We start from the raw sequence: 24,880 nt of genomic DNA, 5'->3' as shown, positions 1-24,880 counted from the left end.
CGCGGGCCCGTGACGGGCCCGGGAAATCGACGACCACCGTGCATGCTCATGACCGCCATCCTCGCACAGCCGTCGTATGGGTGCCGGGCCGGTGCCCGCGCGGGTCCGGCTCTCGCGGAGACCGGTGTCGCCCTCCCGACGCCGTGGTCGTCAGCCGCGCGCGGCCGCCCCCGCCAGCGGAAAGGTCTCGACCGTGCGGTACACCCGCCGGCCCGACGTGTCACCGGGCAGGTCGCCGGACGTCGACTCGAGCAGCAGGAGCTCGTGAGCGGTCCAGTCAGGGCCCGCGTAGACGGACAGCGCCGCGGCCGGACCGGCGAGCGGGTCACCGGCGGTGCGGTCCATGATGCCTCCCCGGGAGGGTCGCACGCGTGCGCGGCGTCGGGCCTGCCGGGCCCCGGCGGCGGCGCGCGCGACGGTGAGGTGAGCGCGCTGCCGCGGACGGCAGTCCACGCGGACGCCGGCCTCCCCGGCCGCCTCGGCCACGGCCGTGCTGAGGTCACGGAGCGCGTCGGCGCCCACGCCTCCGACGCCGACCCACAGCACGCGTCGGTCGAAGACGCCGGCGCCGCGCAGGCGCAGCGAGAGCGGTGGCGTCTCGCGCGCCACCGACGCGAGCGCGGCGGCGAGGTCGGGCACCGTCCCGTCCGGAACTGGCCCGAAGAACGAGACGGTCACGTGCCACAGCTCCGGCGGGGTCCACCGCACCAGCGGCGCGCCGTCGGGCCGGCGCGCCTCCTGGGCCTGCGCGCCCGAGAGCGCGAGCGCGAGATGGTCGAGCGCCGCGGCGCTCGGGCGGAGCGCGGCGAACAGGCTCACAGGCCGGCGCCTCCTGCCGCGGCCGGACGCCGGGCGGGTCGGTGCGCCCGGCTCGACGCGTAGAGGCACACCGTCGCGGCGGTCGCGAGGTTGAGCGACTCGGCGAGCCCACGGATCGGGACGCGCACGACCGCGTCGGCGAGCGCCCGGTCCTGCTCGGGCAGGCCCCAGGCCTCGTTCCCGAAGACCCAGGCGGTCGGGGCCGCGAGGTCGACACGCCGCTGCCCGTCGTCGAGCACACCCTCGCCCGCGGGACCGGCCACGTCGAGCAGGTCGTCCAGGTCCAGGTCGCCCGCGCCGTCGGCGGCGAGCACGGTGAGCCCGGCATCGCGCAGCGCGGCCACCGCGTCCGCGAGGCTCACGCCCGTGACGACGGGCAGGTGGAACAACGAACCCGCGGTGGAGCGCACGACCTTGGGGTTGTGCACGTCCACGCTCTCGCCCGCGAGCACGACCGCGTCCGCGCCCGCCGCGTCGGCGGCCCGGATCACGGTCCCGGCGTTCCCCGGGTCGCGCACCGTCACGAGCACCGCGACGAGGGCGGGCCGCTCGCGGCCGGGACCGGTGAGCGTGGCGACGACGTCCTGGACCGTGGGCTCCTGCGTGCGGACCACCGCGAGCACGCCCTGCGCGTCAGGGCTCATCGCGGTGAGCACCTCGGCCGTCGCGACGTGGACGTGCAGACCCGCGGCGCGGGCGTCGTCGACGATCTCGGGGTGCCGCCCGCCGGCCGTGGGCGTCACGTACACGTCGCGGACGCGCTCGGAGGCGTGCCGCACGGCCTCGCGCACGCCTTGCGGCCCCTCGACGAGGAGCTGTCCGTGCCGGGAACGCGCCGGACGCCCGGCCAGCGCACGGACCGCCTTGACCCGGTCGCTGCGAGGGTTCGTCAGCGTGGGGTCGAGCGGGTCGTGCGCCGTCCGGGCGTCCGTGGCGCGAGGGGCGCTGGTCAGGCTGCGGCCTTCGGCGCGTTGACGTCCTCGGGGAGCGCGTCCTTGGCGACCTGGACGAGCGCGTTGAACGCGGCCACGTCGTTGACCGCGAGCTCGGCGAGCAGGCGACGGTCGACCTCGACACCCGCGGCCTTGAGGCCCTGGATGAGGCGGTTGTACGTCAGGCCCTGCGCGCGGGACGCCGCGTTGATGCGCTGGATCCACAGCTTGCGGAAGTCGCCCTTGCGCGCCTTGCGGTCGCGGTACGAGTAGACGAGGGAGTGGGTGACCTGCTCCTTCGCCTTGCGGTAGAGGCGCGAGCGCTGGCCGCGGTAGCCGCTGGCGCGCTCGAGGGTCGTACGGCGCTTCTTCTGGGCGTTGACCGCCCGCTTCACGCGTGCCACGTGATGCTCCTTGCAGTTCGGGGCTCAGGGGTGAGCCGGTCGGTGGCGGGTTCCGCCACCTGCCGGGTCACTTGCCGAGCAGCTTCTTGATGGTCTTGACGTCGGCGGGCGAGACCACCTGGTCCTGGGCGAGGCGGCGCTTGCGCTTGGTGGCCTTGTGCTCGAGCAGGTGTCGAGCGTTGGCCTGCTCGCGCATGACCTTGCCGGTACCCGTGATGCGGAAGCGCTTCTTGGCACCCGAGTGCGTCTTGTTCTTCGGCATGACTGCCGTCTCTCCTTGTGTCCGGTCAGCCGCCTCGCGGCGGCCGACGTGTTCGGGTCCTGGCCGGTGGGCCCGGACCCCGAGCAGGGTCGGTCTGTGCTGCCGGCCGTCAGCCGGCCTTGCCTCGCGGTGCCGGCTTGGGCGCGGGGCGCGGGGCGCTCGGCTTGGGCGCGGCAGGCTTGGGAGCCGCCGGCTTGGCGCCGGACGCCGGCGCGGACGGAGCCGCCGGTGCCGGACGGGGAGTGGCCGGGCGCGGCGCCGCGGGCTTCGAGTCCGCCGCCGGTCGGGCAGCGGGACGCGGTGCCGTGGCCGGGCGCGGCGCGGGAGTCGAGCGCGGGCTGGCAGTCTTCGGCGCGGGCGCGGCCTTCGGCGCCGGAGCAGCCTTCGGCGCGGGCGCCTCCTCGACCGGAGCCTCGACGGGCGCCTCGACCGACACAGCCGCCTCGGCGGGGGCCGGGGTGGCCTCGACGGCCGGAGCCTCGGCGACCTCCACGGTCTCGGGCGCGTCGACGTCCTCGCCCTCCGGGCCGTCGACCGTGCGCGCCGCGGCGCGCTGGGCGGACTTCGTCAGCCGAGGCTCGGCCTCCTGCGCCCGCTTGCGCTGCTCGCTCTTGGCGTCGGCCTTCTTCTTCACCGGGCCGAGCACCATGGTCATGTTGCGGCCGTCCTGCTTCGGCATCGACTCCACGAAGCCGAGCTCAGCCACGTCGTCCGCGAGGCGCTGGAGCAGACGCACGCCCATCTCGGGGCGGGACTGCTCGCGCCCGCGGAACATGATCATGACCTTGACCTTGTCGCCGGCGGCGAGGAAACGCTCGACGTGGCCCTTCTTGGTGCCGTAGTCGTGCGGGTCGATCTTCAGGCGGAAGCGGATCTCCTTGAGGACCGTGTTCGCCTGGTTGCGCCGCGCCTCACGCGCCTTCATGTCGGACTCGTACTTGAACTTGCCGAAGTCCATGAGCTTGGCGACGGGGGGCCGGGCGTCCGGGGCGACCTCGACGAGGTCGAGGTCCGCGTCCTGGGCAAGGCTCAGGGCAACCTCGGTGCGGACGACGCCGACCTGCTCCCCGCCGGGACCGATGAGTCGGACCTCGGGGACGCGGATCCGATCGTTGATGCGAGGCTCGCTGATGTGATGCTCCTAGGAAGTCGTCGGTAGACCACCCGGGACGAAGAAGGCCTCCGTCCCTGAGCGCAGGGCGGAGGCCATCAGGTCGGGACGTCGCACCGGGCGACGACCACGGCGGAACGCCCCCAGGAGGGCGCGTCCCGGACCAGGACCCGGCCTCTGTCGCGACGTTCGTCGGCGGTCGAGACCCGGGTGGGATGAGATCCACTTGCGCACTCGTACCCCTCCCGTCGCCCAGAACCGGACGAGGAGACGCGCACGAGTCGGTCAGCCATCAAGGATAGCAGAGGCGGACCGGAGCTCCGCACCTGGCGCGAGGACCGAACTCCGGATCGCCTCCATCATTGGAACTCTTCCAGTCTACGTGGTTAGAGTGGGGTCATGACGACAGCAGCGACGCCCGGCGCGGGGACGAGCCTCGACGACGGGCCGCGACGCGCCCGCCACGAGGGCGAGCTGCGCGAGCACGGCCTGCGCGTCACCGCCGCCCGGCTCGCCGTGCTCGACGCGGTCGAGCTCCAGCAGCACGCCGACGCCGACGACGTCCTGCGGGCCGCGCGCGCGTCGCTCGGCTCCGTCTCGGTCCAGGCGGTCTACGACGTCCTGCACACGCTCACCGACAAGGGGCTGGTCCGCCGGATCGAGCCCGCGGGCCACCCGGCGCGCTACGAGCGCCGCCTCGGCGACAACCACCACCACGTGGTGTGCCGGGGCTGCGGCGCCGTCGCCGACGTCGACTGCACGGTCGGCCACGCTCCCTGCCTGACCCCCTCCAGCACGTCGGGGTTCCAGATCGACACCGCCGAGGTGACGTTCTGGGGCCTCTGCCCCGACTGCGCGGACTGACTGACCACCCCCATCCCGCTCCTCGCACCTCGCGCATCCGGAGCGCGCCCTTTTTCTCACGAAGATCCCGGTATGAGAACACCCAACGGGCCGCGACCGCGGCCCACGGAAGGAGACCCATGACCGCCCCCTTCACCACCACGAACGCCGGTGCCCCCGTCGCCTCGGACGCCCACGCCCAGACCGTCGGCGCCGACGGGCCGATCGTCCTGCACGACCACTACCTCGTCGAGAAGCTCGCCCAGTTCAACCGCGAGCGCGTGCCCGAGCGCGTCGTCCACGCCAAGGGCGGCGGAGCCTTCGGGACGTTCACCGTGACGAACGACGTCAGCGCCTTCACGCGTGCCGCGCTCTTCCAGCCCGGCACGACCACCGAGATGCTCGCGCGCTTCTCCTCCGTCGCGGGCGAGCAGGGTTCCCCCGACACGTGGCGCGACCCGCGCGGCTTCGCGCTGAAGTTCTACACGACCGAGGGCAACTACGACCTCGTCGGCAACAACACGCCCGTGTTCTTCCTGCGCGACGGCATCAAGTTCCCCGACTTCATCCGCTCGCAGAAGCGCCTGCCCGGATCGAACCTGCGCGACAACGACATGCAGTGGGACTTCTGGTCGCTCTCCCCCGAGTCGGCGCACCAGGTGACCTGGCTCATGGGCGACCGTGGCCTCCCGTCGAGCTGGCGCCACATGGACGGGTTCGGCTCGCACACCTACCAGTGGATCAACGCGGCGGGCGAGCGGTTCTGGGTCAAGTACCACTTCAAGACCCAGCAGGGCATCGACAACCTCTCCGCCGACGAGGCCTCGCAGCTCGCCGGGTCGGACTCGGACCACCACATCCGCGACCTGTACGAGCACATCGAGTCGGGCGACTTCCCGCGCTGGACGCTCTCCGTCCAGGTCATGCCGTACGAGGACGCCAAGACGTACCGCTTCAACCCGTTCGACCTCACGAAGGTGTGGCCGCACGCGGACTACCCGCTGGTCGAGGTGGGCGTCATGGAGCTGAACCGCAACCCGGAGAACTACTTCGCGCAGATCGAGCAGGCGACGTTCGCGCCGAGCAACTTCGTGCCGGGCATCGCCACGAGCCCGGACAAGATGCTGCTCGCGCGCATCTTCTCCTACGCGGACGCCCACCGGTACCGCGTGGGCACCAACCACGCACAGCTCCCCGTGAACGCCCCGCACGCGGCGAGCGAGGGCGGCCACTCCTACGCGAAGGACGGCGCCATGCGCTACTCCTTCTCCTCCGCGACCACGCCGGTCTACGCCCCCAACAGCCAGGGTGGTGCCCACGCCGACCCGGCCCGCGCCGCGGAGTCTGCCGGCTGGGAGGCCGACGGCGAGCTGACGCGCTCCGCTGCGACGCTGCACCCGGAGGACGACGACTTCGGCCAGGCGGGCACCCTCTACCGCGAGGTCTTCGACGACGCCGCGCGCGACCGCTTCCTCGCAACGATCACCGGGCACGTCGGCGCCGTGCGCAGCGACGAGATCCGCGAGCGGGCGATCGCGTACTGGACGAACGTCGACGCCGGCCTCGGCGGCGCGCTGCGCGTCGCGCTCGCCGCCACGGGCGCACCCGTCGAGGGCGGCCAGCCCGGCACCGCGGCGGAGCCGGTGCGCGTCTGAGCCTGGGGTCCGGGGCGGTCACGAGCCGCCACCTGCCACGCCGGCCGTCGTCCCCTGCGGGGCGACGGCCGGCGTCGTCGTGGCACGCCCCGCACGGGGGCGCGCTCCGCCGTCGCCGGATGGAAAGATGGTCGCCATGAGTACCGAGAACGCCGCCGTGCCCGACCCCGCCGCCGACGCCGTGCGCGACATCGCCGACGTGGCCGCCGTGGAGGTCATCACGTCCGCGGCCGTCCACCTCATGAGCGCCGCGGCCGTCAAGTGCGGCCTGGCCGAGGACGCGCAGGAGCAGGGTCACCTGGACCTCGACGAGGCGCGCAAGCTCATCAACGCGCTCGCCGCGCTCGTCACGGCGAGCGCTCCCGACATCGGCAACCAGCACGCACGGTCGCTGCGCGACGGGCTGCGCTCGCTCCAGCTCGCGTTCCGCGAGGCGTCGGTCTACCCCGACGCCCCCGGCGAGGGCCCGGGCGAGAAGTACACGGGCGCCGTGAGTTGAGCATGCCCCCGGTGCCTCCGCCGCACGGCGGGTCCTCCGAGCCGCCGCCGGGTCCGCCGCCGTCGCCGACCATGCCGGACAGCGTCCCGCGGGGGACCACGCCGCCCGCGGTCCCGGGCGCTCCCTCGTCGGCCGGTGGACCGCCGTCGTTCACCCCGGCCTCCGCGGCGCCACACGTCACGGCATCGGGTGCTTCGCCTGGCACCGTCGGCGCGGGCGCGCCCCTCGGGGCCACGGTCACCCGGAGCGTGGGCGCACCCGGCACCGCTGCACCCGGACCGGACGGGGTGCCGTCCGCCGCCGTGAGCACGGCGCCGCGGCGGCGCCGCCGCGGCGCCGTGGTGGCGATCGTGGTGCTGTCCCTCCTCCTCGCGGCCGCCTTGGGGGTCGGCGCCTATCTGTGGCTCACCACGACCCGCTGGCAGGAGTCGAGCGCGGACTGGGAGGGCGAGGCCCGCGGCCTGGGCGAGGACGTCGCCCGGCTCCAGACCGAGCTCGACGGCGTGAACGCGGAGCTCGAGTCCGCGCGCACCCAGCTGACCGCCGCGCAGGACCGCATCAGCGACCTCGCCAACGAGAAGGCGCAGCTCGGCGACGAGAACGAGGCGTCCCAGCAGTACCTCGACTACCAGAGCCGGGTCTCCGAGGCGGCAGGCAAGGTCGCGGCCGCGCTCGGCCAGTGCACGACGGCGCAGACACAGCTCATCGGCTACCTCAACAACCGGGACGCGTACGACCCCGCGGACCTGGAGCGCTTCGCCGACCAGGTCGACCTGCTGTGCCAGGAGGCCACGGACGCCAACGCGCAGCTCCAGCAGGAGCTCGCCGGATGACCCGGCGCCGAGCCTGGCCGGCCGCCAGGGACGACTCCGGACGCCTCGTGCGCCGCCGCGTCGTCCGGTCGCTCGTCGGGTCGCTCGCCTCCGTGGCCGTGCTCGCCGGCCCGCTGGCGGCGTGCGGCGTCCTCCCGGAGCTTCCGGAGCCCGTGCCCGACTCGGTCGTGCCGTCCCTCGTCGCCCCCGACGACCCGGCGGGGTCCGAGAACCTCTCGCCCGATGGCTTCGACGCCGTCCGGCGCATGGCCGTGCGCATCCGGAACGTGCGCTGCGACGGCCTGTCGACCGGCTCGGGGTTCGCCGTGGACTCGCGCACGCTCATCACCAACAAGCACGTGGTCGACTCGTCGCGCTCGTTGCAGCTCCTCACCTACGACGGCCGCGACATCGCGGCCCAGACCGCGAGCGTGGCCGGCCTCGCGGACCTCGCGATCGTCCGGACGGCGGAGGACCTCCCGTCGGCCCCGACCCTCGCGGCGGCCGACCCGGCGCCGGGCGACCCGGTGACGGTCGTGGGCTACCCCGAGGGCGGCCGGCTCACGGTGACGCAGGGCTCGGTCATCGGGACGACGACGGATCCGCTGCACGAGAACCTCGGCGAGGTGCTGGTCACCGACGCGCCGGTCGAACCGGGGAGCTCCGGCTCCGCCGCGCTCAACGACGCCGGCGAGGTGATCGGCGTCGTCTACGCCAAGACGTCGACCGACAAGTCGCTGCTCGTCCCGGTGAGCACGCTCCAGACGATGCTCGGGGACGAGTCGGCGTTCACCGCCCTCCCGGAGTGCGACGCCTGACCAGTACCGTCGCGGTGGGTCGCGCGTCCTCGGCGCGACCCACCGAGCCGCCCCCGCGCGCACCCTTGACCCCGGGTCTACCCTTCCTGCCATGAGCACACACGCGAGCTCGGACACGCCCCCCGTCGACCCGGCGCACATCACCCACGCAGCGCGCGACACGCTCACGGTGCGTCGCGTCTTCGGGGAGTCCTACGAGCGTGACGGCACGCTCGTCATCCCCGTCGCGACCGTCTGGGGGGGCACCGGCTCGGGCTGGGGTTCCGGTGCGGGAGAGCTCTCCGGCAAGGGGGCCGCCGACTGGCGCCGCCGCGTCGGGGCGGTCGCGGCCCCGGAGGCCGAGCAGACGTCGACGACGACCGACGCGAGCGGTTCGTCCGACCCCGGGTCGGGCAACGCCGGCGGCGAGGCGGGCGGCGAGGGCTCGGGTGGCGGTGGCGGCTTCGGGGTCCGGGTCGTCGCCAAGGGCGTCTACGTCGTCGACGACCAGGGCGTGCGCTGGCAGCCCGCGCTGGACCTCAACCGCGTGATCCTCGGCGGGCAGGCCCTCGGCGCGGTCGTCGCGTTCTCGGCCGCGCTCGCGTGGGGTCTGAGCCGCCTGCGCCGTCGCTGAGCGACCCGTCACGCAACGGGACTGGTCAGTCGGCGCGACCGACCCGCAGCTCGAGCCCGTCGACGCGCTCCGACACGACGGCGTCCGTCGCGAGCGCGGCGTTGACCTGACCGAGTACGGCGTCGAGCCCCGCCCGGTCCAGCCCCGCGTCGATGCGCAGCACGACGGCCACCTCGGCGCGCCGTCCCGGCTCCGCCCAGACCCGCGCGACGTGCGGGATCCCGGCGAGGGCGCCCTGGACCGCGGCGACCACCTCGGGGACGACGGTCCCGTCGACGACCGCGGGCGACCAGTCCTTGCCCTGGGCGAGCGCCCACACGGCCGGGCGCGGCACGAGCGCCGTCACCGGTCCGCCCGGGTCGAGGACGAGCAGCGACCAGTCCTCGCTCACGGCGGACAGCGCCGCCCGCCGGGCGTCCACGGGCACGGGCCGCGCGCTCGCGCGCCACGCCGCCATCGCCGCGACGGACGTGAACACCGGGAGCGCGCGACGCCCGTCCGGTGCCTCGATCGCGACGACCCCCGCCGAGGCCTCCTTGTCGACCGTGTGCCCGTGCTCGCCCTCCCCCGCGCTGTCGAGCTCGGCGAGGATCGGCACGAGGACGCGCGTGTCGGCGAGCCGCGCGACGACGTCGGCGAGCGACGCCGATCCGCCGGCGTAGGTGTCGAGCAGCGCGGCCAGCGCCGGGTCGGCCGACCCGTCGTCGCCCGCAAACCCGGACGACGGCGGGAGCGCCTTGCCCGGGGAGTCCGGGCCCACCGTCACGGCCGGCCCGCGACGTCGAGCGCCTGGGGCAGCGTGAACGCGCCCGCGTAGAGCGCCTTGCCCACGATCGCACCCTCGACGCCCGCCGGGACGAGCGAGCGCAGCGCCTCGAGGTCGGCGAGGCTCGAGATGCCGCCCGATGCGACGACCGGCGCGTCCGTGCGCGCGGCGACGTCGCGCAGGAGATCGAGGTTCGGCCCGCGCAGCGTGCCGTCCTTGGTCACGTCCGTGACCACGTAGCGCGCGCACCCGGCGGCCTCGAGGCGGTCGAGGACCTCCCACAGGTCGCCGCCCTCCTGCGTCCACCCGCGCGCGGCGAGCGTGGTGCCGCGCACGTCGAGGCCGACGGCGATCGCGTCGCCGTGCTCCGCGATGACCTTCGCCGTCCACCCGGGGTTCTCGAGCGCCGCGGTGCCGAGGTTGACGCGGCGCGCGCCGGTGGCGAGCGCCCGCTCGAGCGACGCGTCGTCGCGGATCCCGCCGGAGAGCTCGACCTGGACGTCGAGGCGCGCGACGACGTCGGCGAGCAGCTCCGCGTTCGAGCCGCGGCCGAACGCGGCGTCGAGGTCCACGAGGTGGATCCACTCCGCACCGCCCGACTGCCAGTCGAGGGCGGCGGCGAGCGGGTCGCCGTACGAGGTCTCGGAGCCGGCCTCGCCCTGGACGAGGCGGACGGCCTGGCCGTCGGCGACGTCGACGGCGGGGAGCAGCACGAGGCGGTCGGTCACGAGGGTCTCCATCGGTGTAGGCGGTGGCGCGTCGCTCGCGCCGGGTGGTGCGCGCCGGGCGGTGTGCCTCGGTGCGCAGACGGTCAGAGCGAGCGGACCCAGTTCTCGAGCAGGGTCGCGCCGGCGTCGCCCGACTTCTCGGGGTGGAACTGCGTGGCGGACAGCGGGCCGTTCTCGACGGCCGCGACGAAGCGGCCGCCGTGGTCGGACCACGTGACGAGCGGTCGCCGGATCGGCGAGTCCGCGGGCAGGTCCTGACCCGTCGTGAAAGAGCGGGCCGCGTAGGAGTGGACGAAGTAGAAGCGCTCGTCCTCGACGCCGCGGAACAGCACGCTGCCCTCAGGGACGTCGACCGTGTCCCAGCCCATGTGCGGCACGACGTCGGCCTCGAGCCGGTCGACGAGGCCGGCCCACTCCCCCAGCCCGTCGGTCAGGGTGCCGTGCTCGTCGCCCTGCTCGAACATGACCTGCATGCCCACGCAGATGCCGAGCACAGGGCGGCCGCCGGCGAGGCGGCGGCCGACGAGCTCGTCGCCGCGGACGCCGCGCAGGCCCGCCATGACCGCGGCGAACGCGCCGACGCCCGGGACGACGAGGCCGTCCGCCTCCTGGGCGCGCGTGCGGTCCGCGGTGAGCTCGACGTCCGCACCGACGCGCTCGAGCGCGCGCACGGCAGAGCGGACGTTGCCGAAGCCGTAGTCGAGGACGACGACGGACGGGCGTCGTGCGCCCGACGTCTCGCGGGTCGCCGGCTCGCTCATGCGCCGTCCTTCCGGGCGCGGCGGGCCGCCGACGTGAGCAGGCGCATCGCCTTCCAGCGGGAGATCGACGAGCTCGCGACGACGCCGTCCTGGTCGGCGAGCGTCGTCGTGCCGGTGAGCAGGTCCTCCAGCGCCTCCGGCGCGCCGCCGAGCACGAGGCCCGGCGCGAGGCGGTCGCCCTGCGCGCCGTCCGCCCAGCGCGTCATCGTGAGCTGCTCGCCGCTGCGCTCGACGAGCACGAGCGGGACGCCCTTGACCAGCGTGGTCAGCGCGGCGGCGGCGTGCGCGGGCGCGTCACCGGCCGTGTCCCGCAGGACCGCGACGGCGCCCACGTCGGTCGGCACGACGTCCGCCTCGACCTGCGCGAGCGAGCACGCGGCGGCGAGGGGCTCGGCCCCGGCGATCTGCGTGATGAGCGCGACGAGGTCGGGCCGCGCCGGGCCGGTCAGGGACGAGAGGTCGTCCGGGATCTCGACGCCGTCCAGCGCGTCGTCGCCGTGCGTGCTCACAGGGCCCCCTTCGTGGACGGGACGCCCTCGACGCGTGGGTCGGGGGCCACCGCGGCGCGCAGCGCGCGGGCGAGCGCCTTGAACTGCGCCTCGACGATGTGGTGCGGGTCGCGACCAGCGAGGACGCGCACGTGGATGCAGATGCCCGCGTGGTGCGCGATCGACTCGAGCACGTGGCGCGTCAGGGACCCCGTGAAGTGCCCGCCGATGAGGTGGTACTCCTGGCCCTCCGGCTCGCCCGAGTGCACGAGGTAGGGTCGCCCGGACACGTCGACGACCGCGAGCGCGAGGGCCTCGTCGAGCGGGACCGTCGCGTCGCCGAAGCGACCGATGCCCGCCTTGTCGCCGAGCGCGACGCGCAGCGCCTCGCCGATCGTGATCGCGACGTCCTCGACCGTGTGGTGCGCGTCGATGTGCGTGTCGCCCGTCGCGACGACCTTGAGGTCGATGAGCGAGTGCTTGCCCAGCGCCGTGAGCATGTGGTCGTAGAACGGGACGGTCGTCGAGATCTCCGTCCGTCCGGTGCCGTCGAGGTCGAGCTCGACGAGCACGCTCGACTCGGACGTCGCGCGCTCGATGCGCGCGGTGCGCTTCACAGTCCTGCCACCTCCACGAGGGCCTGTCGGAAGGCCCGCATCTCCTCGCCGGTGCCGATCGACACCCGCAGCCAGCCGTCGGGACCAGTCTCCCGGATGAGCACGCCCCGCTCCAACATCGCCGACCAGACCGCGTGCCGGTCCTCGAACGTGCCGAACAGGACGAAGTTGGCGTCCGAGTCGGCGACGTCGAGCGGGCGGCCGTCCGGGTGCCGGAGCGACCGCAGCCACGCGACGGTCTCGTCGCGGCGCTCGCGCAGCTCCGAGACCTGTGCGAGCAGCTCCCCGGAGTGCGCGAGGGCCGCGCGCGCGACCGCCTGGGTCACGGCCGACAGGTGGTAGGGGAGGCGGACGACCCGGAGCGCGTCGACGAGCTCGCGCGACGCCGCGAGGTAGCCCACCCGGGCGCCCGCGAGCGCGAACGCCTTGGACATCGTGCGCGTCACCGCGAGGTTCGGGTACCGCTCGAGCAGCTCGAGCGCCGACGGCGTCCCGGTGCGGCGGAACTCGCCGTACGCCTCGTCGACGACGACGACGGCCGGCGCCTCCTGCCCGTCGGGCAGCGGGACGCGCACCGCGAGCGCCGCCTCGCAGACCGCCTCGACGGTCGCGGCGGGAAGCGCGGTGCCGGTCGGGTTGTTGGGGCTCGCGAGCAGGACGACGGAGGGCTGCTCGCGCGCGACCACCTCGCGCGCGTGCTCGGGGTCGAGCGTGAAGTCCTCGGCGCGGCGCCCGACGACCCACGCGGTGTGGGTGTCGCGCGCGTACTCCGGGTACATCGAGTACGTCGGCGCGAAGGAGACGGCGGTGCGTCCCGGGCCGCCGAACGCCTGGAGCACGTGGAGCATGATCTCGTTCGACCCGTTGGCGGCCCAGAGCTGGTCCGCCCCCAGCGCGACGCCCGACTCCGCGCCGAGGTACGCCGCGAGGTCGGCGCGCAGCCCGAGGAAGTCGCGGTCCGGATAGCGGTTCAGGCCCGCGGCGGCGTCGCGCACGGCCTGCGTGATCGTCGCGACGACGGCCTCGCTCGGCGCGTGCGGGTTCTCGTTGACGTTGAGCAGGACCGGGACGTCGAGCTGCGGCGCGCCGTACGGCTCGACGCCGGCGAGCTCGGGGCGCAGCGGGAGCAGGGGCCGTCCCGCGACGGAGGGTGGGGTCACCCGGACAGTCTACGAACCGCGCGCGCACCGACGTCCGTGACGTCCGGCACGCGGGCAGCGGCGCCCGCCGCCACACGCGGACCGCGCAGGCCCGGGTCGCCGCGTCAGGCCGAGGTGACCTCGCCGCCGTCGACCGTCACGGGCACCTCGGGCAGAGGCGACGGCGCAGGACCGCCGAGCACGGCACCGGTCGCGAGGTCGTAGCGGGAGGCGTGGCACGGGCAGAGGAGCTCGCCGTCCCCGGGCGCGACCGTGCACCCCTGGTGGGTGCAGATCGCGCTGAAGGCCGCGAACGTCCCCTCCTCGGGCTGCGTGACGAGCAGCGGCGCGCCGTCCACGCTGACCGCGAGCGCCCCGCCGACCGGGACGTCGTCGACGCTCGCGAGCGCCTTCCCGGGTCCGACGTCGGGCCCGCCGCCCTCGAAGCCCTCGCCGCCGCTCGTCCCGTCGCTCTGCGCCCCCGTGGGCCCGCCACCGCCGCACGCCGCGAGCAGCGCGAGCGCGGCACCCGCTCCCGACCCGGCGAGGACGACCCGTCGCGTCGGCGTCGCGCCGCGCGGGACGCGGAGGACCGGGCCGGGGCGCCGGACCCGGGTGGCGTCGAGAGTGCCGCCGCGGGTGTCGACCGCGTCGCCCGGGGGGACGGCGGGGTGCGGTGCGTCCATGTCCGGCCTCCTTGCGCGGTGCGTGGGCGGACGGGCCTCGACCCGCCCGGGCCGCCCGGCGTGCGGGACGTCGCCGTCGGGCGGTTCCAGTGAAGCACCGCGGTGCGGGGCACGCCCCCCGACCGCACCGGGCGGAGGCGACGACGACGATGTCCATGACCCCGGGGCCGCCGACACCACCCGTGCGCGAGGGCCGAGCGCTCGGTGCGTGGGTGCCGTGGGCTTCTTCGGCGTGCACGAGACCGTCGGGGGGACGCAGCGGGTCCTCGCTGCGGTGAGCGAGCGGGTCGTCGTGGTCGCCGGTCGCCCTCGTCGTGGAGAGGCGAAGGACGCGAGCCGCGCGGCCCTGAGTCGTCGATGCCGCCGCTCACCGTGCCGACCCTCCCCGGCGCGCGTAGCGTCGAGGACGAGGCAGGACCACCGGCACGGCCCGGCCGCCACTCTCCCCGAGAACCGAGGTGATCGTCATGCCCACCATGCGTGCCGCCGTCGTCCGCTCCTTCGCAGACCCGCTACGCGTCGACGAGGTCGAGGTCCCCACCCCCGGACCGCACGAGGCCCTGGTCAAGGTCGACTACACCGGCGTGTGCCACACCGACCTCCACGCCGCGCACGGCGACTGGCCCGTCAAGCCCGCACCGCCGTTCGTGCCCGGCCACGAGGGCGTCGGCACGGTGGTCGCGGTCGGTGACCAGGTGACGCGCGTCCAGGTCGGCGACACGGTCGGCAACGCATGGCTGTGGAGCGCGTGCAGCGAGTGCGAGTACTGCGAGACGGGGTGGGAGACCCTGTGCCCGAACCAGAAGAACGGCGGCTACTCGGTCGACGGCTCGTTCGGCCAGTACATGCTGGTCGACTCGCGCTACTGCCCGGTGGTCCCGGACGGGGTCGACCTCTCGGCCGTCGGCCCGATCCTGTGCGCCGGCGTCACCGTCTACAAGGGGCTCAAGGTGACGGACACGCAGCCCGGTGAGTGGGTGCTGATCTCCGGGATCGGCGGCCTCGGGCACATCGCGGTGCAGTATGCGCTCGCGATGGGCCGCCGCGTCGCCGCCGTGGACGTGGACGACGAGAAGCTCGCCCTGGCGCGCAAGCACGGCGCCGAGGTCACGGTCAACGCCGCCACGTCGCCCGACGCCGCGGCCGAGATCCAGGAGCAGACGGGCGGCGGCGTCCACGGCGCTCTGGTCACCGCCGTCAACGCGCACGCGTTCCCCCAGGCCGTGGGGGCGCTGCGCCGCGGCGGCACGGTCTCGCTCGTCGGGCTCCCGCCGGAGAAGTTCCCGCTCGACATCTTCACGACCGTCCTCTTCGGGCTGACCGTGCGCGGGTCGATCGTCGGGACCCGCAAGGACATGGCGGAGGCGCTCGACTTCTTCGCCCGCGGGAAGATCAGCCCGACGTACACGGTGCGCCCGCTCGACGACATCAACGCGATCTTCTCCGAGATGGAGGAGGGCAGGATCGACGGTCGCGTGGTCATGGACATGCGCTCCTGACGTCCTGCGCCCTCGCTCTTGCGGCCCGCGACCCCGTCCCCGGGGTCCGCGGGCCGCGGCCTGTGCACGACGACCCGAGGGTCGGCGGGTGCGCCTACGATCGTGCGGGTGAGCCCCACCGACCCGTACGCCGACCTGCCCTTCGACCCGGCCGACGAGCCGCCGCTCGACGAGCCCGCAGACCCGTTCGGCGACCCGTGGGCCGGGGCCGCTCCGTCGGGGCCCGCGCGGGAGACGGAGCAGCCCGCGGTCGCCGGGTCGCGCGCAGCGGCACCGGTCGACGGAGGTGCCCCCGCCGCGGCGCCCGACGGCGGGGAGGCCGCCAAGCGGGCCAAGCTCGCGATGCTGCGCGGCCTCCTCGACGGGCAGTCGCTGCGCGAGGACGCCGAGACCGCGCTGCGCGCGCTCGTCGGGCGCGACGGCGCGGTGCTGCGCGAGGACCAGTGGCGTGCGATCGAGGCGCTCGTGGCGTTCCGGCGCCGCGCGCTCGTCGTGCAGCGCACCGGGTGGGGCAAGTCCGCGGTGTACTTCGTGGCCACGCGCCTGCTGCGCGACCGCGGCGCCGGGCCGACCGTCATCGTCTCCCCGCTGCTCGCGCTCATGCGCGACCAGATCTCGGCCGCGGCCCGCGCGGGCATCAAGGCCGTGACCATCAACTCGGCCAACGTCACGGAGTGGGACGACGTCCACCGGGCGATCGCGGCCGGCGAGGTCGACGTGCTGCTCTGCTCGCCCGAGCGCCTGAACAACCCGGGCTTCCGCGACGAGGTGCTCCCCCGGCTCGCGGCCGACGCCGGACTCGTCGTCATCGACGAGGCGCACTGCATCTCGGACTGGGGTCACGACTTCCGTCCCGACTACCGGCGCATCCGCACGCTGCTCGCAGACCTCCCGCCGGGCATCCCCGTGCTCGCGACGACCGCGACGGCGAACGCGCGCGTGACCGCGGACGTCGCCGAGCAGCTGGGCGTGACGGCGGCGCACGCCGCCGGCGGCACGGGCGGCGAGGCCGGGCACGAGGACGTCCTCGTCCTGCGCGGCGGGCTCGACCGCGAGTCGCTCCACCTCGCCGTCCTGCGCCTGCCCGACCAGCCGACGCGCGTCGCGTGGCTCGTCGAGGCGCTCCAGGACGTCGACGGCTCGGGCATCGTCTACTGCCTCACCGTCTCCGCGGCCGAGCAGGTCGCGAGCCAGCTTCGCGCCGCGGGCCTCGCCGTCGCGTCGTACACGGGCCAGACGGACCCGGCCGAGCGCGAGCGCCTGGAGGAGGATCTCAAGGAGAACCGGGTCAAGGCGCTGGTGGCGACCTCGGCGCTCGGGATGGGCTTCGACAAGCCCGACCTCGCGTTCGTCGTGCACCTCGGAGCACCGAGCTCCCCCATCGCCTACTACCAGCAGGTCGGGCGCGCGGGCCGTGGCGTGGACTCCGCCGTCGTCGTGCTGCTGCCCGGCGAGGAGGACCGGCGCATCTGGGAGTGGTTCGCGTCGACCGCGTTCCCGCCGCAGGCGCAGGTCCGCACGACGCTCGACGCGCTGAGTGCGGGCGGGACGCAGTCCGTCGCGCAGCTCGAGACGCAGGTCGACCTCAAGCGGTCACGCCTCGAGGGCATGCTCAAGGTGCTCGACGTCGACGGCGCCGTCCGGCGCGTCAAGGGCGGCTGGGAGGCCACGGGCGAGCCGTGGACGTACGACGCGGAGCGCTATGAGCGCGTCGACGCGACGCGCACGGCCGAGCAGCAGGCGATGCTCGACTACGAGGCGACGGACGGGTGCCGCATGGCGTTCCTGCGCGCCGCGCTCGACGACCCGGAGCTCGAGGACGGGTGGCGGTGCGGGCGCTGCGACACGTGCGGCGGGGTGACCCTGCCCGCGCTCCCGGACGCCGAGGCCGTGGCCGCCGCCCGCGCCGACATGGACCGCCCCGGGGTGGAGGTCGTGGCACGCCGCCAGTGGCCGAGCGGCATGGACCGCCTGGGGCTCGACCTGCGCGGTCGCCTCGGCGCCGACGAGCTCGCGGAGACGGGGCGCGCCGTCGCGCGGCTCGACGGGCTCGGCTGGTCCGCCCCGCTGCGCGAGCTCTTCGCCCCCGCGACGCCCGACGGCGACACGCCCGTCGCGCTCCGGCGCGCAGCCGCACGGGTGCTCGACGAGTGGCCGGAGCTGTACGAGGCCGCCCCAGAGGTTGCGCCGGGTGCGAACGCCGACGAGGACGGCGCGGCGAGCGCGCCGGAGCGGCGGCTGCTCGTCGACGGCGTCGTCGCGGTGCGCTCCGTGACCCGCCCGCGCCTCACCTTCCACCTCGCGAACGGGCTCGCGAGCTATCTCGGCAAGCCCCTCATCGGCGCCGTCGGTCCCGTCCCCGGGCGCGAGGAGCCGGGGCGCCACGACGTGAACTCCGCGACGCGCCTCGCTGGTGTCGCCGGCCGCCTGCAGCTCGAGCTGTCGGACCCCGCCCGGACCGGGCTGGCCGGGCGCCGCGTGCTCCTCGTCGACGACTACACCGAGTCGGGCTGGACGCTCACGGTCGCGGCGCGCCTGCTGCGGCAGGCCGGCGCGGCGGCGGTGCACCCGTTCGTCCTCGGCGTGCGCTGAGGCGGCGAGGGCGCGTCACCACCGCAGGCGCAGCTCCGTGTAGGTCGTGTCGACGAAGCCCAGCGCGCGGTACAGCGACTCGCCGTCGGCCGTGGCATGGAGCGAGACCGAGTCGGCGCCGCTCGCGCGCGCCCAGTCGAGGGCCGCGACGACGCACGCGCGCGCGTAGCCCTGCCCCCGCGCTCCGGGCACCGTGCAGACGTTCGACAGGTGCGCCGTCGTGCCGTGCGGGTTCCGCGCGGACGGCACCGACCGGTGCAGCTCGACGAGCGCGCACGCCTCGACCTGGCCCGGTCCGTCGACGACGAAGGTCACGACGTCGTCCGAGCCGAGCATCCGGGCGAACCACTCCCTGGCCCGGTGCTGCCACACCGCGTCCTCGGCGTCCACCTCCCCCATCGCCCGCATGAGGTGGACGCGCAGGGCGACGAGGTCGTCGGCGTCGCGGGGGACCGCACGCCGCACCGGCGCACGGTCCTCGCGCGCGCCCGTCACAGGAACCGCGCCCGCACCGCCTCGCCGTGGGCCGGGAGGTCCTCGTCGTTCGCGACGGCGACGATCCGGTCGGCCAGCTCCTCGAGCGCTTCGCGGTCGTACTCGACGACCTGGACCGCCTTGACGTAGCTGTGCACCCCGAGGCCGCTCGAGAAGTGCGCGCAGCCACCGGTCGGGAGCACGTGGTTGGACCCGGCCATGTAGTCGCCGAGCGAGACGGGCGACCACGGGCCGACGAAGATCGCGCCCGCGCTCGTGACGCGCTCGGCGAGCGCCGCGGCGCCGTCCGCCTGGATCTCGAGGTGCTCCGCGCCGTAGGCGTCGACCACCTGGAGACCGTGCTCGAGGTCGTCCACGAGCACGATCGCGGACTGCGGACCGGCGAGGGACTGCGCGACGCGCGCGGCGTGCTTCGTGGCCGTCACGAGGTCCGCGAGGCGCGCCTCGACCGCGGCGGCGAGCTCGACGGACGGCGTGACGAGGACGGCCGCCGCGAGCGGGTCGTGCTCGGCCTGGCTGATGAGGTCGGCCGCCACGTGTCCCGGGTCGGCGGTACCGTCCGCGAGGATGGCGATCTCCGTCGGACCGGCCTCGGCGTCGATCCCGACGACGCCCCGGACGAGCCGCTTCGCCGCGGCCACGTACACGTTCCCCGGTCCGGTCACGACGTCGACCGGCTCGCAGAGCACGTCCCCGTCCTGCGGCTCGCTGCCCGCCGCGCCGTACGCGAACATCGCCACGGCTTGCGCGCCGCCCACCGCGTAGACCTCGTCGACGCCGAGCAGCGCGCACGCCGCGAGGATCGTCGGGTGCGGCAGTCCGCCGTTCTCCTTCTGCGGCGGCGACGCCACCGCGAGGCTGCGGACGCCGGCCTCCTGGGCCGCGACGACGTTCATCACCACCGACGACGGGTAGACCGCGAGCCCGCCCGGAGCGTAGAGCCCGACGCGACGCACCGGCACCCAGCGCTGGCGGACCTGCGCACCGGGCCCGAGCTCGACCGTGAAGTCCTGCGGGCGCTGGGCGGCGTGCACCAGCCGCACCCGACGGATCGCCTCCTCCAGTCCCGCCCGGACGTCCGGGTCGAGGCGTGCGAGGGCGTCGACGAGCGCGTCACCGGGGACGCGCAGGTGCTCGGGCCGCACGCCGTCGAACCGCTCGGCGTACTCGCGCAGCGCGTCCGCGCCGCGGGCGCGGACCGCCTCGACGATCGGGGCGACCCGATGCGCCGCGTCCTCGACGCCGAGCTCTGCGCGCGGCAGGGTCTCGACGAGCTCGCGGGCGGACAGGGAACGTCCTCGAAGATCGATGCGGGTGATCATGTGTCGAGTCTAGGAGCCCGCGCGACCCCGCGACGAGGCGTTTCGCCCACCGGTCGCACCGCGCAGGTCGCGGCACGCCACGTCGCGCCCACCCGGCGCGAGCGGGGAGAATGGGCGGCATGAACGCCCCTCACGACGCCCGCCCGGTCGAGATCTCCGACGACGTCATCCGCCTCGGGCAGTTCCTCAAGCTCGCCGGCCTCGCCGAGTCCGGCGCCGAGGCGCGCGAGCTCGTCACGGAGGGCGAGGTCCGCGTCAACGGCGAGGTCGACACGCGCCGTGGCCGCCAGCTGCACCGCGGCGACGTCGTCTCGGTCGACCACCCCCAGGGCACCGAGAGCGCGACCGTCGCCTGAGCGGACCGTCAGGCCATGTAGGTCGAGGCCATGACCTTGTCCGGCGTGAGCCGGAGCACGACGCGCTCAGGGTTCGGCGAGAGCGCCCGGTAGCGACGGCCGTACCGCACGACGGCGTCCGCGACCTCGTCCGGGTCGTCCACGACCTCGATCGTGCCCTCGAGCGTGATCCACCGGCCGCCCTCGACCTGGCACACCGCGGCTCTCGGGGCGCCGCCGTCCGCTCCCGGGAGGCGAGCGTTGCGGGCCTTGACCGACCCACGGTTCGTCGTGATGCGCAGCACGCCCGCGTCGGCGTCCCACGTGAAGGCGACGGGCACGACGTGCGGCGTGCCGTCGGCGCGCAGCGTGGTGAGGGTCGCCAGGTGGCGCTCGGTGACGAAGACGAGCTGTTCGGGGTTGAGGCGGATCACGGCGTCGAGCCTACGGCTTCGTCGCCGGGCGCCGCAGGCGCCCGGCCACCGGACCCGGTGCGTGCGCGGCCGGTCGCCCGGTGTCAGGCGTCGAACCCGAAGGTCATGACCGGCGGCACCACGCCCGCACGCAGCGCCCGCAGGACGTGAAGCTCGTGCGGGACGACAGGCTCCGGAAGCTCGTCGAGCGTGAACCACCGCAGGTCGGCCGCCTTGTCCCGCTCCTGGAGCACCGCGTCGCCGTCCCAGGCCTCGGCCGTGAAGAAGAAGTCGGCGCGCTGCTCGAGCGCCGGCCCTCCGGGCACACCGCGGTGCAGCACGGTGAGGGGCAGCAGGTCGGCGGGGGCGATCTCGACGCCCAGCTCCTCCCGCGCCTCGCGCGCCGCGGCGGCCACGACCGACTCCCCGGGCTCGACGTGGCCGGCCGCCGCCGCGGCCCAGTACCCGTCCCGGTAGCCCGTGCCCCGCCGGAGCTGGAGCAGCACCTCCCCGCCCCGGCGCAGCAGCACGTACGCCGCGGGGACGACCCGGAACCGGTGCGACGCCGAGCCGTCGTCCCACGACCTCCCAGCGGGGCGGTCGACGGCCTCCCTCGTCATCTGCCTCAGCCGACCAGGCACGACGGCCCGAGCAGGGCCTTGAGGTCGCCGAACAGCGCCGGAGACTTCTCGACCCGCAGCCCGTCGCCCGCGCGCACGACGGTCGTCTTGCCGGGCTCGAGCACCTGCACGTGCACCTCCGCCGACCCGGGGTGGGTCGCGAGCACCTCCCGCAGGCGGAGGATGATCGGCTCCACGCAGCGCGTGTGCGACACCTTCACGGCGAGCGGCGACTCCGCGCCCACGGTGATGTCGGGCAGCGACACCTCCATGGCCTGGAGCTGCATCGTGTCGTCCCGACGCCGCACGCGCCCGCGCAGCACGACCACCTGGTCCTCGGCGAGGATCGTGGAGTAGGCGAGGTACGTCTCGCCGAAGAACATGACCTCCACGGCGCCCTCGAGGTCCTCGATGGTCACCGCCGCCCACGGGTTGCCGTTCTTGCTCATCTTGCGCTGGAGCGACGTCACCAGACCCGCGATCACGACCGTCGACCCGTCCGGGCGCCCCTCGTCGGCGAGCAGGTTCGCGATGCCGGTGTCCGCCGCCCGCGTGAGCACGTGCTCGAGCCCGGAGAGCGGGTGGTCCGAGACGTACAGGCCGAGCATCTCGCGCTCGAACGCGAGCCGCTGCTTCTTGTCCCAGTCGGGGAGGTCGGGCACGTCGACGGAGAACGACATGCCGTCCTCGGCGTCGCCGCCGAAGTCGGCGAACAGGTCGAACTGCCCCTCGGCCTCCTTGCGCTTGACGCTGATGACCGAGTCGACGGCCTGCTCGTGCACGACGAGCAGCGCGCGCCGGGGATGACCGAGCGAGTCGAACGCGCCCGCCTTGATGAGCGACTCGATCGTGCGCTTGTTGCAGACGACGGCCGGGACCTTGTCGAGGAAGTCGGTGAACGACGTGAACGCGCCCTTCTCCTCGCGCGTCCGGATGATCGCGTCGACCACGTTCGCGCCGACGTTCCGCACGCCCGTGAGGCCGAAGCGGATGTCGTTGCCCACGGCCGTGAACTTCGCCGCCGAGTCGTTCACGTCGGGCGGGAGCACCGTGATGTGCATGCGCCGGCACTCGTTGAGGTACAGGGCGAGCTTGTCCTTGTCGTCCCGCACGCTCTGCAGGAGCGCCGCCATGTACTCGGTCGGGTAGTTCGCCTTGAGGAACGCCGTCCAGTACGCGACGAGGCCGTACCCCGCCGAGTGCGCCTTGTTGAACGCGTAGCCCGCGAACGGGACCAGCGTGTCCCACACCGCCTGGATCGCGCCGTCGGAGTACCCGCGCTCGCGGCAGCCGGCCTGGAAGGGCACGAACTCCTTGTCGAGGATCTCCTTCTTCTTCTTGCCCATCGCACGCCGCAGCAGGTCGGCCTGGCCGAGCGAGTACCCGGCGAGGATCTGCGCGGCGCGCTGCACCTGCTCCTGGTAGACGATGAGCCCGTAGGTCTCGTCGAGGATCTCCGCGAGCGGCTGCTCGAGCTCGGGGTGGATCGGCTCGATCTTCTGGAGGCCGTTCTTGCGCAGCGCGTAGTTCGTGTGCGAGTTCATGCCCATGGGGCCGGGGCGGTACAGCGCGATGACGGCCGAGAGGTCGTCGAACTTGTCCGGCTTCATCTGGCGCAGCAACGCGCGCATCGGCCCGCCGTCGAGCTGGAACACGCCCAGCGTGTCGCCGCGCGCCAGGAGGTCGTAGGACGCCTTGTCGTCGAGCGTCAACGACTCGATCTCGATCGGGTCCTTGCCGTTCATCTCGATGTTCTCGAGCGCGTCGTCGAGGATCGTCAGGTTGCGCAGCCCGAGGAAGTCCATCTTGATGAGCCCGAGGCCCTCGGACGTCGGGTAGTCGAACTGCGTGATGACCGCGCCGTCCTGCGGGCGGCGCATGATCGGGATGATGTCGATGAGCGGGTCGCTCGACATGATGACGCCGGCGGCGTGCACCCCCCACTGCCGCTTCAGGCCCTCGATGCCGCGCGCGAGCTCGACGACGCGCTGCGCCTCCGGGTCGGTGTCGTGGAGCTGGCGGAACTCCGCGGCCTCGGGGTAGCGCTCGTGCTTCGGGTCGAAGATCCCCGACAGGGGGATGTCCTTGCCCATGACGGCGGGCGGCATCGCCTTGGTGAGCTTCTCCCCCATGGCGAAGGGGAAGCCCAGCAGGCGTGCCGAGTCCTTGAGGGCCTGCTTGGCCTTGATCGTGCCGTAGGTGACGATCTGGGCGACGCGGTCGTCCCCGTACTTCTCCGTGACGTACCGGATGACCTCTCCACGCCGACGCTCGTCGAAGTCGACGTCGACGTCGGGCATCGACACGCGCTCGGGGTTGAGGAACCGCTCGAAGATCAGGCCGTGCTCCAGCGGGTCGAGCTCGGTGATCCCCATGAGGTAGGACGCCATCGACCCGGCCGCCGAGCCACGGCCCGGCCCGACGCGGATGCCCTGCTCCTTGGCCCAGTTGATGAAGTCGGCGACCACGAGGAAGTACCCCGGGAAGCCCATCTGGATGATGACCTCGGTCTCGTACTGCGCCTGCTTGCGCGACGCGTCCGGGATCCCGTTCGGGTACCTGCGGTGCAGCCCGCGCTCGATCTCCTTGACGAACCAGCTCGTCTCGTCCTCGCCGTCGGGGACGGGGAACCGCGGCATGTAGTTCGCCTTCGTGTCGAACGACACCTCGCACTGCTCGGCGATGAGCAGCGTGTTGTCGCACGCCTCGGGCAGCTCCGCGAACACGCGGCGCATCTCCGCCGCGGACTTCACGTAGTAGCCGGTCCCGTCGAACTTGAACCGGTCCGGGTCGTCGAGCGTCGAGCCGGAGTTGATCGCGAGCAGCGCCTCCTGGCTCGACGCGTCCTCCTCGCGCACGTAGTGCAGGTCGTTCGTCGCGACGAGCCGCGCACCGATCGTCTCCGCGAGGCGCAGCAGGTCCTGCGTGACCCGGGTCTCGATGTCGAGACCGTGGTCCATGAGCTCGACGTAGAAGTTCTCGCGCCCGAAGACGTCCTGGAGCTCGCCCGCCGTCCGGACCGCCTCGTCCCACTGGCCGAGGCGCAGGCGCGTCTGGATCTCCCCCGACGGGCAGCCGCTCGTCGCGATGAGGCCCTTGCCGTAGGTCTGGAGGAGGTCCCGGTCCATGCGGGGCCACTTGCCCATCTGCCCGTCCAGCGACGCCAGCGACGACGCCCGGAACAGGTTGTGCAGCCCCTCGTTGTCCTTGGCGAGGAGCGTCATGTGCGTGTACGCACCCCGCGCGGAGACGTCGTCGGACTCCTGCCCCTGCTGCCCGAACCGCACGCGCGTCTGGTCGAACCGGCTCGTCCCGGGCGTGATGTACGCCTCGACGCCGATGATGGGCTTGATGCCCTTGGCCTGCGCACGGGACCAGAACTCGAACGCCCCGAACACGTACCCGTGGTCCGTCGTCGCGATCGCCTTCTGGCCCAGCCGCTCGACCTCGTCGAACAGGTCCCCGATCCGCGCCGCGCCGTCCAGCATCGAGTACTCGGTGTGGACGTGGAGGTGGACGAAGTCCTCTGCGGCGGTCGGCATGCACCGATCCTAAGTCGCCCCACCCACGCCCTCGGGCACCTTCGGCGCTCTCCGGTGTGCCACGTCGCACAGCCGTCGTCGGCAGCCTCGACCGGTTCGGGGTCCGCGT

The 24,880-nt window shown here is 74.1% G+C and carries 26 protein-coding genes; 9 read left to right on the top strand and 17 right to left on the bottom strand.

Features of this window, described 5'->3' with window-relative positions; genetic code table 11:
* Nucleotides 1-150 precede the first annotated feature (150 nt).
* The 5 genes from thpR to infC all read right to left on the bottom strand — a co-directional run bounded on the left by thpR (nt 151) and on the right by infC (nt 3,498).
* Complete coding sequence (gene thpR / locus AC6CH9_RS13615; RefSeq protein ID WP_498155353.1) at nt 151-819, bottom strand: RNA 2',3'-cyclic phosphodiesterase; 669 nt, start codon at nt 817-819, stop codon at nt 151-153.
* Entirely contained in the window at nt 816-1,712 is an 897-nt protein-coding gene (locus tag AC6CH9_RS13610; RefSeq protein ID WP_498155381.1) for a TrmH family RNA methyltransferase, read from the bottom strand. Before AC6CH9_RS13610 ends, thpR begins: the two co-directional genes overlap by 4 nt.
* 56 nt (nt 1,713-1,768) lie before the next feature.
* Nucleotides 1,769-2,155 carry a 50S ribosomal protein L20 gene (rplT, locus tag AC6CH9_RS13605; RefSeq protein WP_024840664.1) on the bottom strand — a complete coding sequence of 129 codons (387 nt, stop codon included), beginning with the start codon at nt 2,153-2,155 and terminating at the stop codon, nt 1,769-1,771.
* Between the two features lie 67 nt (nt 2,156-2,222).
* The gene (gene rpmI / locus AC6CH9_RS13600) at nt 2,223-2,417 is read right to left on the bottom strand and encodes a 50S ribosomal protein L35 (RefSeq protein ID WP_047233980.1); all 195 of its coding nucleotides are present in this window, start codon (nt 2,415-2,417) and stop codon (nt 2,223-2,225) included.
* Nucleotides 2,418-2,526: 109 nt separating this feature from the next.
* A complete protein-coding gene (gene infC / locus AC6CH9_RS13595; RefSeq protein WP_498155380.1) occupies nt 2,527-3,498 on the bottom strand; it encodes a translation initiation factor IF-3 in 972 nt (323 codons plus the stop codon).
* 429 nt (nt 3,499-3,927) lie between these two features.
* Between infC and AC6CH9_RS13590 the strand changes: the two genes are divergently transcribed.
* The 6 genes from AC6CH9_RS13590 (at nt 3,928) to AC6CH9_RS13565 (ending at nt 8,768) form a co-directional block, all read left to right on the top strand.
* Nucleotides 3,928-4,392: a Fur family transcriptional regulator gene (locus tag AC6CH9_RS13590; RefSeq protein WP_498155352.1), complete on the top strand. Its 465-nt coding sequence runs from the start codon at nt 3,928-3,930 to the stop codon at nt 4,390-4,392.
* A gap of 119 nt (nt 4,393-4,511) precedes the next feature.
* Nucleotides 4,512-6,026 carry a catalase gene (locus tag AC6CH9_RS13585; protein ID WP_498155351.1) on the top strand — a complete coding sequence of 505 codons (1,515 nt, stop codon included), beginning with the start codon at nt 4,512-4,514 and terminating at the stop codon, nt 6,024-6,026.
* Nucleotides 6,027-6,153: 127 nt separating this feature from the next.
* Nucleotides 6,154-6,525: a DUF1844 domain-containing protein gene (locus AC6CH9_RS13580; protein ID WP_371861946.1), complete on the top strand. Its 372-nt coding sequence runs from the start codon at nt 6,154-6,156 to the stop codon at nt 6,523-6,525.
* A gap of 248 nt (nt 6,526-6,773) precedes the next feature.
* Nucleotides 6,774-7,358 carry a hypothetical protein gene (locus tag AC6CH9_RS13575; protein WP_498155350.1) on the top strand — a complete coding sequence of 195 codons (585 nt, stop codon included), beginning with the start codon at nt 6,774-6,776 and terminating at the stop codon, nt 7,356-7,358.
* On the top strand, nt 7,355-8,155 hold the full coding sequence (locus AC6CH9_RS13570; RefSeq protein ID WP_498155349.1) for a S1C family serine protease: 801 nt from the start codon (nt 7,355-7,357) through the stop codon (nt 8,153-8,155). The genes AC6CH9_RS13575 and AC6CH9_RS13570 overlap by 4 nt, the downstream gene beginning before the upstream one ends.
* A gap of 91 nt (nt 8,156-8,246) precedes the next feature.
* Nucleotides 8,247-8,768 (top strand): hypothetical protein, encoded by a 522-nt coding sequence (locus tag AC6CH9_RS13565; RefSeq protein ID WP_498155348.1) that lies wholly within the window; start codon nt 8,247-8,249, stop codon nt 8,766-8,768.
* 25 nt (nt 8,769-8,793) lie between these two features.
* On the opposite strand, the gene AC6CH9_RS13560 is transcribed toward AC6CH9_RS13565, so the two are convergent.
* The 7 genes from AC6CH9_RS13560 to AC6CH9_RS13530 form a co-directional block, all read right to left on the bottom strand.
* On the bottom strand, nt 8,794-9,534 hold the full coding sequence (locus AC6CH9_RS13560) for an SseB family protein (protein ID WP_498155347.1): 741 nt from the start codon (nt 9,532-9,534) through the stop codon (nt 8,794-8,796).
* A complete protein-coding gene (priA, locus tag AC6CH9_RS13555; RefSeq protein WP_498155346.1) occupies nt 9,531-10,262 on the bottom strand; it encodes a bifunctional 1-(5-phosphoribosyl)-5-((5-phosphoribosylamino)methylideneamino)imidazole-4-carboxamide isomerase/phosphoribosylanthranilate isomerase PriA in 732 nt (243 codons plus the stop codon). Before priA ends, AC6CH9_RS13560 begins: the two co-directional genes overlap by 4 nt.
* Nucleotides 10,263-10,345: 83 nt before the next feature.
* A complete protein-coding gene (hisH, locus tag AC6CH9_RS13550) occupies nt 10,346-11,023 on the bottom strand; it encodes an imidazole glycerol phosphate synthase subunit HisH (protein ID WP_498155345.1) in 678 nt (225 codons plus the stop codon).
* Complete coding sequence (locus AC6CH9_RS13545; protein WP_498155344.1) at nt 11,020-11,532, bottom strand: hypothetical protein; 513 nt, start codon at nt 11,530-11,532, stop codon at nt 11,020-11,022. The genes hisH and AC6CH9_RS13545 overlap by 4 nt, the downstream gene beginning before the upstream one ends.
* A complete protein-coding gene (gene hisB / locus AC6CH9_RS13540) occupies nt 11,529-12,128 on the bottom strand; it encodes an imidazoleglycerol-phosphate dehydratase HisB (protein ID WP_047233989.1) in 600 nt (199 codons plus the stop codon). The genes AC6CH9_RS13545 and hisB overlap by 4 nt, the downstream gene beginning before the upstream one ends.
* Nucleotides 12,125-13,288 (bottom strand): histidinol-phosphate transaminase, encoded by a 1,164-nt coding sequence (locus tag AC6CH9_RS13535; protein ID WP_498155343.1) that lies wholly within the window; start codon nt 13,286-13,288, stop codon nt 12,125-12,127. Before AC6CH9_RS13535 ends, hisB begins: the two co-directional genes overlap by 4 nt.
* Nucleotides 13,289-13,392: 104 nt before the next feature.
* On the bottom strand, nt 13,393-13,953 hold the full coding sequence (locus AC6CH9_RS13530) for a Rieske (2Fe-2S) protein (protein WP_498155342.1): 561 nt from the start codon (nt 13,951-13,953) through the stop codon (nt 13,393-13,395).
* Nucleotides 13,954-14,420: 467 nt separating this feature from the next.
* Here AC6CH9_RS13530 and adhP point away from each other — a divergent pair, with 467 nt between their 5' ends.
* Both adhP and AC6CH9_RS13520 read left to right on the top strand, forming a co-directional pair.
* Complete coding sequence (gene adhP, locus AC6CH9_RS13525) at nt 14,421-15,452, top strand: alcohol dehydrogenase AdhP (protein ID WP_498155341.1); 1,032 nt, start codon at nt 14,421-14,423, stop codon at nt 15,450-15,452.
* A 342-nt stretch (nt 15,453-15,794) separates the two neighbouring features.
* Complete coding sequence (locus AC6CH9_RS13520; protein ID WP_498155379.1) at nt 15,795-18,044, top strand: RecQ family ATP-dependent DNA helicase; 2,250 nt, start codon at nt 15,795-15,797, stop codon at nt 18,042-18,044.
* 15 nt (nt 18,045-18,059) lie between these two features.
* Here AC6CH9_RS13520 and AC6CH9_RS13515 read toward each other — a convergent pair whose 3' ends face one another.
* Both AC6CH9_RS13515 and hisD read right to left on the bottom strand, forming a co-directional pair.
* Nucleotides 18,060-18,509: a GNAT family N-acetyltransferase gene (locus AC6CH9_RS13515; protein ID WP_498155340.1), complete on the bottom strand. Its 450-nt coding sequence runs from the start codon at nt 18,507-18,509 to the stop codon at nt 18,060-18,062.
* A gap of 26 nt (nt 18,510-18,535) precedes the next feature.
* Nucleotides 18,536-19,861, bottom strand: a complete 1,326-nt coding sequence (gene hisD, locus AC6CH9_RS13510) for a histidinol dehydrogenase (protein WP_498155339.1) — start codon at nt 19,859-19,861, stop codon at nt 18,536-18,538.
* A gap of 119 nt (nt 19,862-19,980) precedes the next feature.
* Here hisD and AC6CH9_RS13505 point away from each other — a divergent pair, with 119 nt between their 5' ends.
* The gene (locus AC6CH9_RS13505; protein ID WP_053371706.1) at nt 19,981-20,217 is read left to right on the top strand and encodes an RNA-binding S4 domain-containing protein; all 237 of its coding nucleotides are present in this window, start codon (nt 19,981-19,983) and stop codon (nt 20,215-20,217) included.
* 8 nt (nt 20,218-20,225) lie between these two features.
* Here the strand turns inward: AC6CH9_RS13505 and AC6CH9_RS13500 are convergent, their stop codons facing one another.
* The 3 genes from AC6CH9_RS13500 to dnaE form a co-directional block, all read right to left on the bottom strand.
* On the bottom strand, nt 20,226-20,630 hold the full coding sequence (locus AC6CH9_RS13500; RefSeq protein ID WP_498155338.1) for a pyridoxamine 5'-phosphate oxidase family protein: 405 nt from the start codon (nt 20,628-20,630) through the stop codon (nt 20,226-20,228).
* An 83-nt stretch (nt 20,631-20,713) separates the two neighbouring features.
* Entirely contained in the window at nt 20,714-21,229 is a 516-nt protein-coding gene (locus AC6CH9_RS13495) for an NUDIX domain-containing protein (protein WP_498155337.1), read from the bottom strand.
* Nucleotides 21,230-21,234: 5 nt separating this feature from the next.
* On the bottom strand, nt 21,235-24,771 hold the full coding sequence (dnaE, locus tag AC6CH9_RS13490; RefSeq protein WP_498155336.1) for a DNA polymerase III subunit alpha: 3,537 nt from the start codon (nt 24,769-24,771) through the stop codon (nt 21,235-21,237).
* Nucleotides 24,772-24,880 lie beyond the last annotated feature (109 nt).

The sequence above is a fragment of the Cellulosimicrobium sp. GQ32 genome (genome assembly GCF_059758455.1).
This window is presented reverse-complemented; position numbering and strand designations above follow the sequence as displayed.